This window comes from Pseudomonas sp. YuFO8 (assembly GCF_035065025.1).
Classification (GTDB): Bacteria; Pseudomonadota; Gammaproteobacteria; order Pseudomonadales; family Pseudomonadaceae; genus Aquipseudomonas; species Aquipseudomonas putida_AE.
Genome location: NZ_JAXDEQ010000013.1, coordinates 113,165 through 126,295, shown reverse-complemented (window position 1 = coordinate 126,295; position 13,131 = coordinate 113,165). Strand labels below are relative to the sequence as shown.

Here is a 13,131-nt window from a genome sequence, read left to right as displayed (position 1 = left end):
AGTGAAGCCCCTTTGACGGTTTGTTGTTGTTATGTCCGTGCTGCTCTCTGCGGAGCAGCGCCCAAAGCGCCGCAGGTGCTCTACTCTGCGGCAGACGGGAGTGAGGATGGCACGCAGCGAGGAGCCGCGCCAGTGTCGGCGCGGCCAATGTTTGAGCAAAAGGGGGGTTATTCCGACAGAACGACCGGTATTTACGCCAGCAGTGCCGGAAGCTCTTTGTTGAGGGCCAGTTTTTCCATCACGGCCGCGCCTGTCAGGGCATATCCGAGCAGTTTGCCGTTGCTATCGCGGCATAAAACCTTGATGTCGGCGCCCTGCCCTTCGACCGTCCAGACGCCCTCCGAACCCCGTGGTGGCGGCGATACCACCAAGGGGCAGACCGGGGTTTTCACGGTAATGGGCATCGGACCATAGTTGACCACCGTCGGGTTACCGGCGAGGGTCTGGGCCAGCGCTCTCGCACAACTCATCAGGGGCATCACGTACAACAGATTCAGCCCATCGACCTCGGCGCAGTCACCCAAGGCGTAGATGTTGGCGTGGGAGGTTTGCAGGTGGCGGTCGACCACTACGCCGCGATTGACTTGCAAGCCAGCAGCCGCGGCCAGGTCGATGCGCGGACGCAGGCCAATGGCCGAGACCACCACGTCGCACGGAATCACCTGACCGTCGGAAAGATGGGCTTCCAGGCCGTCAGCAACCCGCTGCAGGCGATTGAGTACCGGGCCGAGGTGGAAGCGTGCGCCCAGGCTTTCCAGCCCGGCCTGGACCGCTGCAGCCGCCGCCGGGTGCAACAGGGTCGGCATGACCTGCTCGCACGGCGCCACCAGTTGCACCTCGTAGCCACCCAGGGTCAGGTCGTTGGCGAATTCACAGCCGATCAGGCCGGCGCCCAGCAACAATACCCGTCGCTTGCCGGCCGCTGCCGCGCGAAAGCGCGCGTAGTCTTCCAGGTCGTTGATCGGGAATACGCAATCCGCTGCGTCGCCTTCGATGGGCACGCGCACGGTTTCGGCGCCCCAGGCCAACACCAGGTCACGGTAGATCACTGCTTCCTCGCCGATCCACAGACGCTTGTGGCCCGGGTCGATGCCACTGATGCGGGTATGGGTACGCACTTCGGCCTTCAACTGCTCGGCCATCGCGCCCGGCTCGGCCATGCTCAGGCCGTCGGCATCCTTGTTCTTGCCGAATCCGGTGGAGAGCATGGGCTTGGAGTAGGAGCGCCCGTCATCGGCGGTAATCAGCAGCAGCGGGGTCTCGCTGTCGAGTTTGCGAAACTCGCGGGCGACGTTGTAGCCAGCCAGCCCGGTACCAATGATGACGACAGGTGCGTTCATTCCTTACTCCTCTAATTGTCTCAGTTGATTTCGATCATTTCGAAATCCATTTTGCCGACGCCGCAATCCGGGCACAGCCAGTCTTCCGGCACGTCTTGCCACAGGGTGCCCGGCGCGATGCCGTCATCGGGCCAACCGTCGGCTTCGTTATAGATCAGGCCGCAGACGATACATTGCCACTTTTTCATTCAGGTACTTCCTCAAATTCAGGCTTTTACTGGCGCGAACGGTCGATGGATAAAGTGCTGCTGTCCGGCTCAGGGCGTTTTGTACTGATGGGGCCGGACAGATGCAAGCGTGTTCGGCGCAATGGACGCCCGGATCACTCAAACTTATCAGCTGACATGGTAAGCTCGCCGCCTCATTTGCTGCCAATAATGACTCACTGTGCCGCACTCAAAACCCCCATTCTGGGTGACCAGAAGCCAACTCGCTCCCCTCCCCGACACGTCTACCCTCGACTGGTTGTTCGACGAAGGATCACTGACCCGTCGCCTGACCCGTTTGTCGAATGACGGCTTCAGCGTCACGCCGCTGTTCGAAGGCTGGCAGCCTCTGCGCGCTGACGAATGTGCCGCCCTGGACCTGGCCGAAGCCAGTGAGGGCTGGGTGCGCGAGGTGTATCTGCGTGGCCATGGCGAGGCTTGGGTGTTTGCCCGCAGTGTCGCGGCCCGCAGTGCGCTACAGGGCGACGGCTTGCACATGGACGAGCTGGGCAGCCGCTCCCTGGGCGAATTGCTGTTTTGCGATCACGCCTTTGAGCGCCGGGCCATCGAGGTTTGTCACTATCCTCAGGCGTGGCTGCCGACGGACGTGCGCGCGCCCGGGCTGTGGGGCCGTCGCTCGCGCTTCGACCGTGGCGCCTTGAGTGTGCTGGTGGCCGAGATCTTCCTGCCGACCCTGTGGAGCGCCGCCGGCGCCGATCCGGAGAATTGCTGATGTACCAGAGCCTGCTCAAGTCCTTGAACCGCTTGAATCCCCGGGCCTGGGACTTCATTCAGCTGACGCGCATGGACAAGCCGATCGGCATCTATCTGCTGCTGTGGCCGACGCTGTGGGCGCTGTGGATTGCCGGCAAGGGCTCGCCGTCCCTGGCCAATATCGTGATTTTCGTCCTCGGCGTGGTACTGACCCGCGCGGGCGGCTGCGTGATCAATGATTGGGCGGACCGCAAGGTCGACGGCCATGTGAAACGCACCGAGCAGCGACCGCTGGTGAGCGGCAAGATCAGCTCCCGGGAAGCGCTGGTGTTCTTTGCGCTGCTGATGGGCGTGAGTTTCCTGTTGGTGCTGTGCACCAATGCCGCCACCATCTGGTTGTCACTCGGCGGCCTGGCGCTAGCGTTCAGTTATCCGTTCATGAAGCGCTACACCTATTACCCACAGGTGGTGCTGGGGGCGGCGTTCTCCTGGGGCATGCCGATGGCATTCACCGCTGAAACCGGCGAACTGCCGGCGGCAGCCTGGCTGCTGTACATCGCCAACCTGATGTGGACGGTGGGTTATGACACCTACTACGCGATGACCGACCGCGATGATGACTTGAAGATCGGCGTGAAATCCACGGCGATCCTGTTTGGCGAGGCCGACCGGGTGATCATCCTGACCTTGCAGGGGTTGGCGCTGGGTTGCCTGTTGCTGGCCGGTTCGAAATTCGAGCTGGGGGGCTGGTTCCACCTCGGTCTGGCGGTGGCGGCGGGCTGTTTTGCCTGGGAGTTCTGGTACACCCGCAGCAAAGACCGGATGCGTTGTTTCAAGGCGTTCTTGCACAACCATTGGGCGGGGTTGGCGATTTTTGTCGGGATTGTGCTGGATTACGGGTTGCGTTGAGGATGTTAAAAGATCGCAGCCTTCGGCAGCTCCTACAGGGGCTGCGATCTTTTTGCGAATTACGGCACCGGTTATTTTTGCGACTCATGCATGACGTGCCAGACGTCCTTCATCTTGTCGCCCTTCATGTCTCCCGGCTTTTCATCTTTCACGAACGTATACATCGGCTTGCCGTCGTAAGCGTATTGACTGGTACCGTCATCGCGCTTGATGACGCTCCACTTGCCAGACGCCGTGGCACCCGCCGGAGCCATCAATGGCGGCCAGTTCTTGGCGCAGTCGTCGTTACACATCGACTTTCCGCCCGAGTCCTTGTCGAACGTGTACAGGGTCATGCCCTTATGGTCGACCATCATCCCATCTTTCATCATCGCCGGGTCGGCGGCGAAGGCCATGGTCGGCAGCGTTAGCGCAGCAGTCACCAGCAAAGCCTTCCAGGATTGAGCAATGTGTTTCATGGAAACCTTCCGTTTGTGGTTGTCAGGATTCGGACTTAGAGCTTAGTCCAGGTTCATGACAATCGCCGGGGGACTAAAATACTGTCACACGACTGCAATAATTCCGTTATCTAATGCGGCGCAAGACAGTTAAATGACAAGAGGATTAACGCATGGTTGGCAGGAGCATTCTGATCGTCGACGACGAAGCACCCATTCGCGAAATGATCGCCGTTGCGTTGGAAATGGCCGGCTATGACTGCATGGAGGCGGAGAACTCCCAGCAGGCCCACGCCATTATCGTCGACCGCAAGCCGGACCTGATCCTGCTCGACTGGATGCTGCCCGGCACGTCCGGCATCGAGCTGGCCCGCCGCCTCAAGCGCGACGAGCTGACCGGGGACATCCCGATCATCATGCTCACCGCCAAGGGCGAAGAGGACAACAAGATCCAGGGCCTGGAAGTCGGCGCCGATGACTACATCACCAAACCCTTTTCCCCCCGCGAGCTGGTCGCGCGCCTCAAGGCAGTGCTGCGCCGAGCCGGCCCTAGCGATGGCGAAGCGCCAATCGAAGTTGGCGGCCTGCTGCTCGACCCGATCGGCCACCGCGTGACCATCGACGGCAAACCGGCGGAAATGGGGCCGACCGAATACCGTCTGCTGCAATTCTTCATGACCCACCAGGAACGCGCCTACACCCGTGGCCAGTTGCTGGACCAGGTCTGGGGCGGCAACGTGTATGTCGAGGAGCGCACCGTCGACGTGCACATCCGGCGCCTGCGCAAAGCCCTCGGCGATGCCTACGAAAACCTGGTACAAACCGTGCGCGGCACCGGTTATCGTTTTTCTACCAAAGCCTGATCCGGACGTTCACCGCCCGACAAGCTGACAAGGACGCGCTTCAAGTGAACCAAAACTGGCATGGCACCCTGATTCGCCACATGCTGCTGCTGGTCACCGCCTGCCTGGTGATCGGCCTGATCACCGGCTACTACGGCTGGAGCCTCGCCGCGGGACTTGGCGTTTACCTGGCCTGGACCCTCAAGCAACTGCTGCGCCTGCACGAATGGCTGCGCCTGCACAAACCCGATGAAGCGCCACCCGATGGCTACGGCCTGTGGGGCGAAGTGTTCGACAGCATCTACCACCTGCAACGTCGCGACCAACGCGTTCGCGGACGCCTGCAAGCGGTCATCGACCGGGTCCAGGAGTCCACCGCCGCCTTGAAGGACGCGGTGGTCATGCTCGACAGCGATGGCAACCTGGAATGGTGGAACCGCGCCGCTGAAACCCTGCTGGGCTTAAAGACGCCGCAGGACAGCGGCCAGCCGGTGACCAACCTGGTACGCCATCCGCGCTTCAAGGAGTACTTCGAGCAGGACAGCTACGCCGAACCGCTGGAAATCCCTTCGCCGACCAACGATCGGATGCGGATCCAGCTGTACATCACTCGCTATGGCAACAATGAACACCTGATGCTGGTGCGCGACGTGACGCGTATCCATCAGCTGGAGCAGATGCGCAAAGACTTCATCGCCAACGTTTCCCACGAACTGCGCACGCCGCTGACGGTGATCTGTGGCTATCTGGAAACCCTGCTCGATAATGTCGAGGAAGTGAACCCGCGCTGGACCCGTGCCCTGCAGCAAATGCAGCAGCAAGGCGGACGCATGCAGACCTTGCTCAACGACCTGCTGTTGCTGGCCAAATTGGAAGCCACCGATTACCCGTCGGATAATCAGCCGGTGGCCATCGACGGCTTGCTGCAATCGATCAAGGGTGACGCCCAGCAGCTGTCCGGCCAGAAAAACCAGAAAATCACCCTGGAAGCCGACCCGACGATCCTGCTCAAGGGCAGTGAAGCGGAATTGCGCAGCGCGTTTTCCAACCTGGTGTTCAACGCGGTGAAATACACCCAGGCCGAAGGCAACATCCGCATTCGCTGGTGGGGCGATGAGCAAGGTGCGCACCTGAGCGTGCAGGATTCCGGGATCGGTATCGACAGCAAACACCTGCCGCGCCTGACCGAACGTTTCTACCGCGTCGACTCCAGTCGCAATTCCAACACCGGTGGCACCGGCCTGGGCCTGGCAATCGTCAAGCACGTTCTGTTGCGCCACCGCGCGCGGATGGAAATCAGCAGTGTGCCGGGGCACGGCAGCACGTTTACCTGCCACTTTGCGCCCGCCCAGGTCAGCAGATCACGGGTTATCAGCACCACTGACTGATACCGGCCAGCACGCGCCACTAGGCAATCGCACGGTCAGCCGCTACATTGGCTGACTTGTGCCTGCCTTTCAGGTGCACTTTTTTCTTTTCTTTCGATTACACGGAACCCGCAAAACTCCATCATGGACCCTTCCCCTGGCTTGACCCTCGCAACAATATTCGCCGACTTCGGCATGATTCTTTTTGCTCTGATCCTGGTGTTGCTCAACGGCTTTTTCGTTGCGGCGGAATTTGCCATGGTCAAATTGCGCTCGACCCGGGTCGAAGCCATCGCTGAACAACACGGCTGGCGCGGACACATCCTGCGCACCGTGCACAGTCAGCTCGATGCCTACCTGTCGGCGTGTCAATTGGGTATCACCCTCGCCTCCCTCGGCCTCGGCTGGGTCGGTGAGCCGGCGTTCGCGCACATTCTCGAGCCGGTGCTCGAAACGGTCGGCGTACAGTCGCCGGAAGTGGTCAAGGGCGTGTCGTTCTTCACCGCGTTCTTCATCATTTCGTACCTGCACATCGTGGTCGGCGAGCTCGCCCCGAAATCCTGGGCCATCCGCAAACCGGAATTGCTGTCGCTGTGGACCGCGGTGCCGCTGTACCTGTTCTACTGGGCCATGTACCCGGCCATTTACCTGCTCAACGCCAGCGCCAACCAGATCCTGCGCATCGCAGGGCAAGGCGAACCCGGCCCGCATCACGAGCACCATTACAGCCGCGAAGAACTGAAACTGATCCTGCACTCCAGCCGTGGCCAGGACCCGAGCGACCAGGGCATGCGCGTACTGGCCTCGGCCGTGGAAATGGGCGAACTGGAAGTGGTCGACTGGGCCAACTCCCGCGAAGACCTGGTGACCCTGGAGTTCAATGCACCGCTCAAGGAAATCCTGGCGATGTTCCGTCGCCACAAGTTCAGCCGTTACCCGGTATATGACAGCGAGCGCCAGGAGTTCGTCGGCCTGCTGCACATCAAGGACCTGCTGCTTGAACTGGCGGCCCTGGACCACATTCCCGAGTCGTTCAACCTGGCCGAACTGACCCGTCCGCTGGAGCGCGTGTCGCGGCACATGCCGTTGTCGCAATTGCTGGAGCAGTTCCGCAAGGGCGGCTCGCACTTCGCCGTGGTCGAGGAAGCCGATGGCAACATCATCGGCTACCTGACCATGGAAGACGTGCTGGAAGTGCTGGTAGGCGATATCCAGGACGAACATCGCAAGGCCGAGCGCGGCATCCTCGCCTATCAGCCAGGCAAGCTGCTGGTACGGGGCGATACGCCACTGTTCAAGGTCGAGCGGCTGCTGGGCATTGACCTGGACCACGTCGAGGCCGAAACCCTCGCAGGCCTGGTCTACGAAAGCCTCAAGCGCGTACCTGAAGAGGAAGAAGTGCTGGAAGTCGAAGGCCTGCGCATCATCATCAAGAAGATGAAAGGGCCGAAGATTGTGCTGGCCAAGGTGTTGATGCTCGATTGATGGGCTGATCTGGAACCGAGTCGAACCCTTCGCGAGCAAGCTTGCTCCTACAGGTTATGCGCAGATCCTGTAGGAGCTGGCTTGCCAGCGAAGGCGTCACGTCAGACTATCCATCACCGCTTGCCCAACGCAAAGTTGGGCAACGCGCCCATCGGTTGCTTGAACTGGTACGGAATCGACACCAATCCCATCCCGGTATTGCGCTGCACCACGAAGTGCAGATGCGGCCCGCTGCTGTTGCCGGTATTGCCCGATAGCGCCAGCGGGCTGCCCACCCCCACCCGCTGTCCTTCGCGAACGCTGACCGAACCTTTTTGCAGGTGCAGGTACACACCCATCGTCCCGTCATCGTGCAGCACCCGCACGAAATTGCCCGACGGATCGGTGCCACGCCCGGTCTGTCCATTTTCAGTCTTAACCACCATCCCGCCCCGCGCGGCAATAATCGGCGTGCCCTCCGGCATGGCGATGTCAATGGCATAGCGATTCCTCGGGCCGAAGTGGCTGTACTGGCCTTCGGCACCCTGACTCACGCGAAACGGCCCGCCACGCCAGGGGTACGGATATCGGTAGGCCACGGCAGCGCCTGCGGGGTCACCCAGGGAATATTCGAACTTTGGCAGATACGCGAGTGGCTGTCCGGCCTTGGTCGGCGTGAGCTGCGCAAGGCGAATGCTGCTACGCAAAGGCATCACCCGACGAATGGGTCGACTCGGCGCACCGCTGACGTTCTTCAAACCGGTGAAACTCAATTCGATTTCTACCGGCGCATAGAGGTCATTGCGCACGTAGACGCTGTCCACACCGTCCTTTTTCATGATCACGAGGTACACCTGACGCTCGAGGTTTTCGACCATGCGATCGCGGAACGTGAACACGCTGGAGCCTTTGGTGGGGCGGTCGCTGTAGGAGACCACGCCATCGGCGTCGGTGGACTTATAGATGGTCATGGCCATGGCCGACGTCGAGGCGATGAAAAGACCACAGAAAAACAGCAGGCGCGCGAACATGGGCGGGATTCTGTCGAGTCAGGTTTGGGTTTGAGCCTAGCAGGCGCAATGGACCTGTGAAGTCGGCAGATGTTCAGATGGATGTACGGTGATTTCAGGGGCCTCTTCGCGAGCAAGAAGTTAGCACGATCACCTGTGGGAGCTAGCCTGCTGGCGATGACGGGCTGTCATTCAACATTGATGCCGACTGACCTGACGACATCGCCAGCAGGCTAGCTCCCACAGGACGGTGCAAACCCTGTGGGAGCGGCTTGCTCGCGATGGCGGGCTGGCAGGCGACGCCAGGCTTACGCGCCAGGAATAAAGTGTTTCTGCGCCGTACCCCGCGCAATCAGGCGGGAGATGTAGTCCAGTTTCTGAGCGTCCTGATCGACGAAGCGGAAGGTCAGTTGCAGCCAGTCGCTGTCGGGCTTTGGCTCGTGGGCCACCACGGCGTGCAGATAACCGTTGAGCCGCGCCACTTCGGCACTCTCGCCCTGCTCCAGATCCAGTACGGCGCTGTCGAGGACCTGCGGCAGGCTGTCGGTGCGCTTGACCACCAGCAGCGCTTCCTTGAGGCTCAGCGCCTTGATCACGCACGGCTGGATGCCATTGGGCAGCCGCAGCTGACCCTGGCCACGCCCGCCGCCGCCAGCAGCAGCAACCACTGGAGCCTTGACCGGTGGGCTGTTGAGCAAGCCTGGGGACGGTACAGCGGCCGCCGGTGTGCTCACGGCAGGCTTGGCGCCGGTCAATGCGTTCAGGGTGTCGGTACCGAATGCCGAGATCGTTTTGGTCGCCGCCACGCTCGTCAAGATGTCGAGTTTGCCGACCTTGTGCAGCGCCTGCTTGACCTTGGTGATCAGTTGCTCGTTGGTGAACGGCTTGCTGACGTAACCGGAAACGCCGGACTGGATCGCCTGGACGACGTTTTCCTTGTCGCCGCGGCTGGTCACCATCACGAATGGCATGCCTTTGAGGCTGTCTTGCCCGCGGCACCAGGTCAGCAGTTCCAGGCCCGACATCTCCGGCATTTCCCAGTCGCACAGCACCAGGTCAAATGCTTCCCTGGCCAGCAGCGACTGAGCCTTGCGGCCGTTGACCGCGTCTTCGATGCGCATGCCCGGAAAATAGTTGCGCAGGCATTTCTTCACCAGGTCACGAATGAACGCAGCATCGTCCACGACCAACACACTGACCTTACTCATCCACAACCCCTTTAAAAAATCCCGGTGAACCCCAAACGAAAACGCCCGGCCAATAGGCCGGGCGCTTTAGTTGGGCAATCTTACTTATCGTCAGATTTACCCGGAACATTAGCGGTTTCGCCGCTGGTCCCTTCAACTTCTTCCTTCATGCGCTTGAGGCCCAGGTGACGAACGTCAGTGCCGCGCACCAGATAAATCACCAGTTCCGAGATATTGCGCGCGTGGTCGCCGATACGCTCCAGCGAACGCAGGACCCAGATGATGCTCAAGACCCGCGAGATAGAGCGCGGGTCTTCCATCATGTAGGTTGCCAGCTCACGCAGGGCGGTCTTGTATTCGCGGTCGATGATCTTGTCGTACTGCGCCACCGACAACGCCAGGTCGGCGTCGAAACGGGCAAAGGCATCCAGCGCATCACGGACCATGTTGCGCACCTGGTCGCCGATGTGCCGCACCTCGACGTAACCGCGCGGTGCTTCGCCTTCTTCGCACAGCTGGATGGCGCGACGGGCGATCTTGGTCGCTTCGTCACCGATGCGCTCCAGGTCGATCACCGACTTGGAGATGCTGATGATCAGGCGCAAATCGGACGCCGCCGGCTGGCGACGGGCCAGGATGCGCAGGCATTCTTCGTCGATGTTGCGTTCCATCTGGTTGATCTGGTCGTCGATCTCGCGCACCTGCTGGGCCAGGCCGGAATCGGCCTCGATCAGCGCGGTGACCGCGTCGTTGACCTGCTTCTCGACCAGCCCGCCCATGGCCAGGAGGTGGCTGCGCACTTCCTCCAGTTCGGCGTTGAACTGCGCGGAAATGTGGTGGGTAAGGCCTTCTTTACTAATCATGCGATTGCTCCGCAAAAGCTGTAAGCCGCAAGCTACAAGCTGCAAGCTGATTTGAGTCGTTACGCTGAACTGCTTTTACTTGCCGCTTGCAGCTCGAAGCTTGCGGCTGTACGGCTAGCCGTATCGTCCGGTGATGTAGTCTTCGGTCTGCTTCTTCGCCGGATTGGTGAACAGAGTATCGGTGTCGCCGAATTCCACCAGTTTGCCCATGTACATGAACGCCGTGTAGTCGGAAACCCGCGCGGCCTGTTGCATGTTGTGGGTCACGATGACGATGGTGAACTTCGATTTCAGTTCGTAGATCAGCTCTTCGACCTTCAGCGTCGAGATCGGGTCGAGTGCCGAGCAGGGTTCGTCGAGCAACAGCACTTCCGGTTCCACGGCGATGGTGCGGGCGATCACCAGACGTTGTTGCTGACCACCGGACAGGCCCAGTGCCGACTCGTGCAGACGGTCTTTGACTTCGTCCCACAAGGCCGCGCCTTTCAATGCCCACTCAACGGCTTCGTCCAGTACGCGCTTCTTGTTGATGCCCTGGATGCGCAGGCCGTAGACCACGTTTTCGTAGATGGTTTTCGGGAACGGGTTCGGCTTCTGGAACACCATGCCGACGCGACGACGCAGCTCGGCCACGTCTTCGCCCTTGCGGTAGATGTTGTTGCCGTACAGGTTGATCGCGCCTTCGACACGGCAACCGTCCACCAGGTCGTTCATGCGGTTGAAGGTGCGCAGCAGCGTCGACTTGCCGCAGCCGGACGGGCCGATGAAGGCGGTCACGCGCTGTTTCGGGATGTTCATGCTGACGTCGTACAGCGCTTGTTTGTCGCCGTAGAACAGGCTCAGGCCCGGCACTTCGATGGCTACGGTTTCCTGCTCGAGGCTCAGGCTCTGTTTGTCGCGACCCAGGGCCGACATGTTGATGCCGTGGGTATGTGCTTCGTGCTGCATGGGAGGCTCCCTGTGCTAACAAATTCGGTTCGGGGCCGCAGGCCGGGCCTGCGGGTTACTCAAATTCTGTGTGTTGCGCCGGTCCCCTGTAGGAGCTGGCTTGCCAGCGAAGGCGTACTCACTGACGCCAAAAGCTTCGCTGGCAAGCCAGCTCCTACAGGGGCCGCGGTGATTAGCTATCCAGCGCCTTGTACTTCTCGCGCAGGTGGTTACGGATGTACACCGCCGACAGGTTCAACGTGGCGATCACCAGCACCAGCAGCAGCGCCGTGGCATACACCAGCGGCCGCGCGGCTTCGACGTTCGGGCTCTGGAAGCCTACGTCATAGATGTGGAAGCCCAGGTGCATGATCTTCTGGTCCAGGTGCAGGTACGGGTAGTTGCCGTCCACCGGCAACGACGGCGCCAGTTTCACCACACCCACCAGCATCAATGGCGCCACTTCACCGGCGGCGCGGGCCACGGCGAGGATCATGCCGGTCATCATCGCCGGGCTGGCCATTGGCAGCACGATCTTCCACAAGGTTTCCGCCTTGGTCGCGCCGAGGGCCAACGAGCCTTCGCGCACGGTGCGAGGAATCCGCGCCAGGCCTTCTTCGGTGGCCACGATCACCACCGGCACCGCCAACAGCGCCAGGGTCAACGAAGCCCACATCAAGCCCGGTGTACCGAAGGTCGGCGCCGGCAAGGCTTCAGGGAAGAACAACCGGTCGAGCGAGCCACCCAGCACATAGACGAAGAAGCCCAAGCCGAACACGCCGTAAACGATCGCCGGAACACCCGCCAGGTTGTTCACCGCAATACGGATCACCCGGGTCAGAGTGTTCTGCTTGGCGTATTCGCGCAGGTACACCGCCGCCAGCACGCCGAACGGGGTCACGATCATCGCCATGATCAGGGTCATCATCACGGTGCCGAAGATCGCCGGGAAAATCCCGCCTTCGGTGTTGGCTTCACGGGGGTCGTCGCTCAGGAATTCCCAGACCTTGCTGAAGTAGAAACCGATCTTGGTGAAGGTGCCCATGGCGTTCGGCTGGTAGGCGTGAACCACTTTACCCAGGCCGATTTCGATTTCCTTGCCGTTGGCATCGCGGGCGGTGAGGCTGTCGCGATTGAACTGCGCGTGCAGGTCACCCAGGCGTGCTTCGATGTCCTGATAACGGGCATTGAGTTCGGCGCGATCGGATTCCATGTCCGCTTGCGCGGCCGCGTCGAGCTTGCCGTCCAGCTCCAGTTTGCGACCGTGCAAGCGGATCCGCTCGAGACCGGCGTTGATCGCGCCGATATCGGTTTTTTCCAGGGTCTTGAGTTGCGCGGCCAGTTGATTCACGCGGTTGATCCGCGCCTGCAGCTCAGGCCATGCAGCCTCGCCCTCGGCAATGACCTTGCCGTCCTGCTTGACGTTGACCAGGTAGCCGTAGAAATTGCCCCACTCGCGACGCTCGATCGCCATCAGCTCTGGCGGTGTCTTCTGGTTGGTCAGCCACTCGCCGACGATCCACGTGAAGTCGTTGCCGTTCAGGTCTCGGTTGCCGACCTTGATCAGCTCGCGGGTCATGAACTCCGGGCCATCCTCGGGCACCGGCAGGCCGGCGCTCTTCAGACGTGCACGCGGCACTTCTTCCTTCTGCACCACTTCGCCGACGACCAGGTGATTGGCCTGGCCCGGCACGTCGTAGCTGGCGTGGATCAGGTCCGCCGGCCAGAAGTGACCCAGGCCGCGCACGGCAATCACCGCCAGCAGGCCAATGGTCATGATGACCGCGATGGACACCGCGCCACCGCTGATCCAGACGCCTGGGGCGCCGCTCTTGAACCATCCTTTCAGGGAGTTCTGTTTCACA

General features: G+C 61.1%; 13 protein-coding genes. 5 read left to right on the top strand and 8 right to left on the bottom strand.

Going from position 1 to position 13,131, the window contains the following annotated elements; translation table 11 throughout:
- Positions 1–191: 191 nt before the first annotated feature.
- Positions 192–1,340: an NAD(P)/FAD-dependent oxidoreductase gene (locus tag SOP95_RS14210; RefSeq protein WP_323607395.1), complete on the bottom strand. Its 1,149-nt coding sequence runs from the start codon at positions 1,338–1,340 to the stop codon at positions 192–194.
- A 20-nt stretch (positions 1,341–1,360) separates the two neighbouring features.
- Positions 1,361–1,528 carry a rubredoxin gene (locus SOP95_RS14205; RefSeq protein WP_003437744.1) on the bottom strand — a complete coding sequence of 56 codons (168 nt, stop codon included), beginning with the start codon at positions 1,526–1,528 and terminating at the stop codon, positions 1,361–1,363.
- A 199-nt stretch (positions 1,529–1,727) separates the two neighbouring features.
- On the opposite strand from SOP95_RS14205, the gene SOP95_RS14200 reads away from it, so the two are divergent.
- A complete protein-coding gene (locus SOP95_RS14200) occupies positions 1,728–2,279 on the top strand; it encodes a chorismate--pyruvate lyase family protein (protein ID WP_323607394.1) in 552 nt (183 codons plus the stop codon).
- A complete protein-coding gene (gene ubiA / locus SOP95_RS14195; RefSeq protein WP_323607393.1) occupies positions 2,279–3,169 on the top strand; it encodes a 4-hydroxybenzoate octaprenyltransferase in 891 nt (296 codons plus the stop codon). Before SOP95_RS14200 ends, ubiA begins: the two co-directional genes overlap by 1 nt.
- A gap of 71 nt (positions 3,170–3,240) precedes the next feature.
- Here the strand turns inward: ubiA and SOP95_RS14190 are convergent, their stop codons facing one another.
- Positions 3,241–3,627 carry a COG4315 family predicted lipoprotein gene (locus SOP95_RS14190; RefSeq protein ID WP_274073735.1) on the bottom strand — a complete coding sequence of 129 codons (387 nt, stop codon included), beginning with the start codon at positions 3,625–3,627 and terminating at the stop codon, positions 3,241–3,243.
- A 152-nt stretch (positions 3,628–3,779) separates the two neighbouring features.
- On the opposite strand from SOP95_RS14190, the gene phoB reads away from it, so the two are divergent.
- The 3 genes from phoB (at position 3,780) to SOP95_RS14175 (ending at position 7,300) form a co-directional block, all read left to right on the top strand.
- On the top strand, positions 3,780–4,469 hold the full coding sequence (phoB, locus tag SOP95_RS14185) for a phosphate regulon transcriptional regulator PhoB (RefSeq protein ID WP_020797927.1): 690 nt from the start codon (positions 3,780–3,782) through the stop codon (positions 4,467–4,469).
- Positions 4,470–4,549: 80 nt separating this feature from the next.
- Entirely contained in the window at positions 4,550–5,836 is a 1,287-nt protein-coding gene (gene phoR, locus SOP95_RS14180) for a phosphate regulon sensor histidine kinase PhoR (protein ID WP_274073871.1), read from the top strand.
- Between the two features lie 123 nt (positions 5,837–5,959).
- Complete coding sequence (locus SOP95_RS14175; protein WP_274073736.1) at positions 5,960–7,300, top strand: hemolysin family protein; 1,341 nt, start codon at positions 5,960–5,962, stop codon at positions 7,298–7,300.
- A 113-nt stretch (positions 7,301–7,413) separates the two neighbouring features.
- Here SOP95_RS14175 and SOP95_RS14170 read toward each other — a convergent pair whose 3' ends face one another.
- From SOP95_RS14170 to pstA, 5 genes are all read right to left on the bottom strand, one after another.
- Positions 7,414–8,310, bottom strand: coding sequence for a peptidoglycan DD-metalloendopeptidase family protein (locus tag SOP95_RS14170; RefSeq protein WP_274073737.1), 897 nt, complete (start codon positions 8,308–8,310; stop codon positions 7,414–7,416).
- A 287-nt stretch (positions 8,311–8,597) separates the two neighbouring features.
- Positions 8,598–9,497 carry a response regulator gene (locus tag SOP95_RS14165; protein ID WP_323607392.1) on the bottom strand — a complete coding sequence of 300 codons (900 nt, stop codon included), beginning with the start codon at positions 9,495–9,497 and terminating at the stop codon, positions 8,598–8,600.
- Positions 9,498–9,577: 80 nt separating this feature from the next.
- Entirely contained in the window at positions 9,578–10,339 is a 762-nt protein-coding gene (gene phoU, locus SOP95_RS14160) for a phosphate signaling complex protein PhoU (RefSeq protein ID WP_008064514.1), read from the bottom strand.
- 114 nt (positions 10,340–10,453) lie between these two features.
- Complete coding sequence (gene pstB / locus SOP95_RS14155) at positions 10,454–11,287, bottom strand: phosphate ABC transporter ATP-binding protein PstB (RefSeq protein ID WP_008064516.1); 834 nt, start codon at positions 11,285–11,287, stop codon at positions 10,454–10,456.
- Between the two features lie 172 nt (positions 11,288–11,459).
- A complete protein-coding gene (gene pstA, locus SOP95_RS14150; RefSeq protein WP_274073739.1) occupies positions 11,460–13,130 on the bottom strand; it encodes a phosphate ABC transporter permease PstA in 1,671 nt (556 codons plus the stop codon).
- Between the last annotated feature and the right edge of the window lies 1 nt (position 13,131).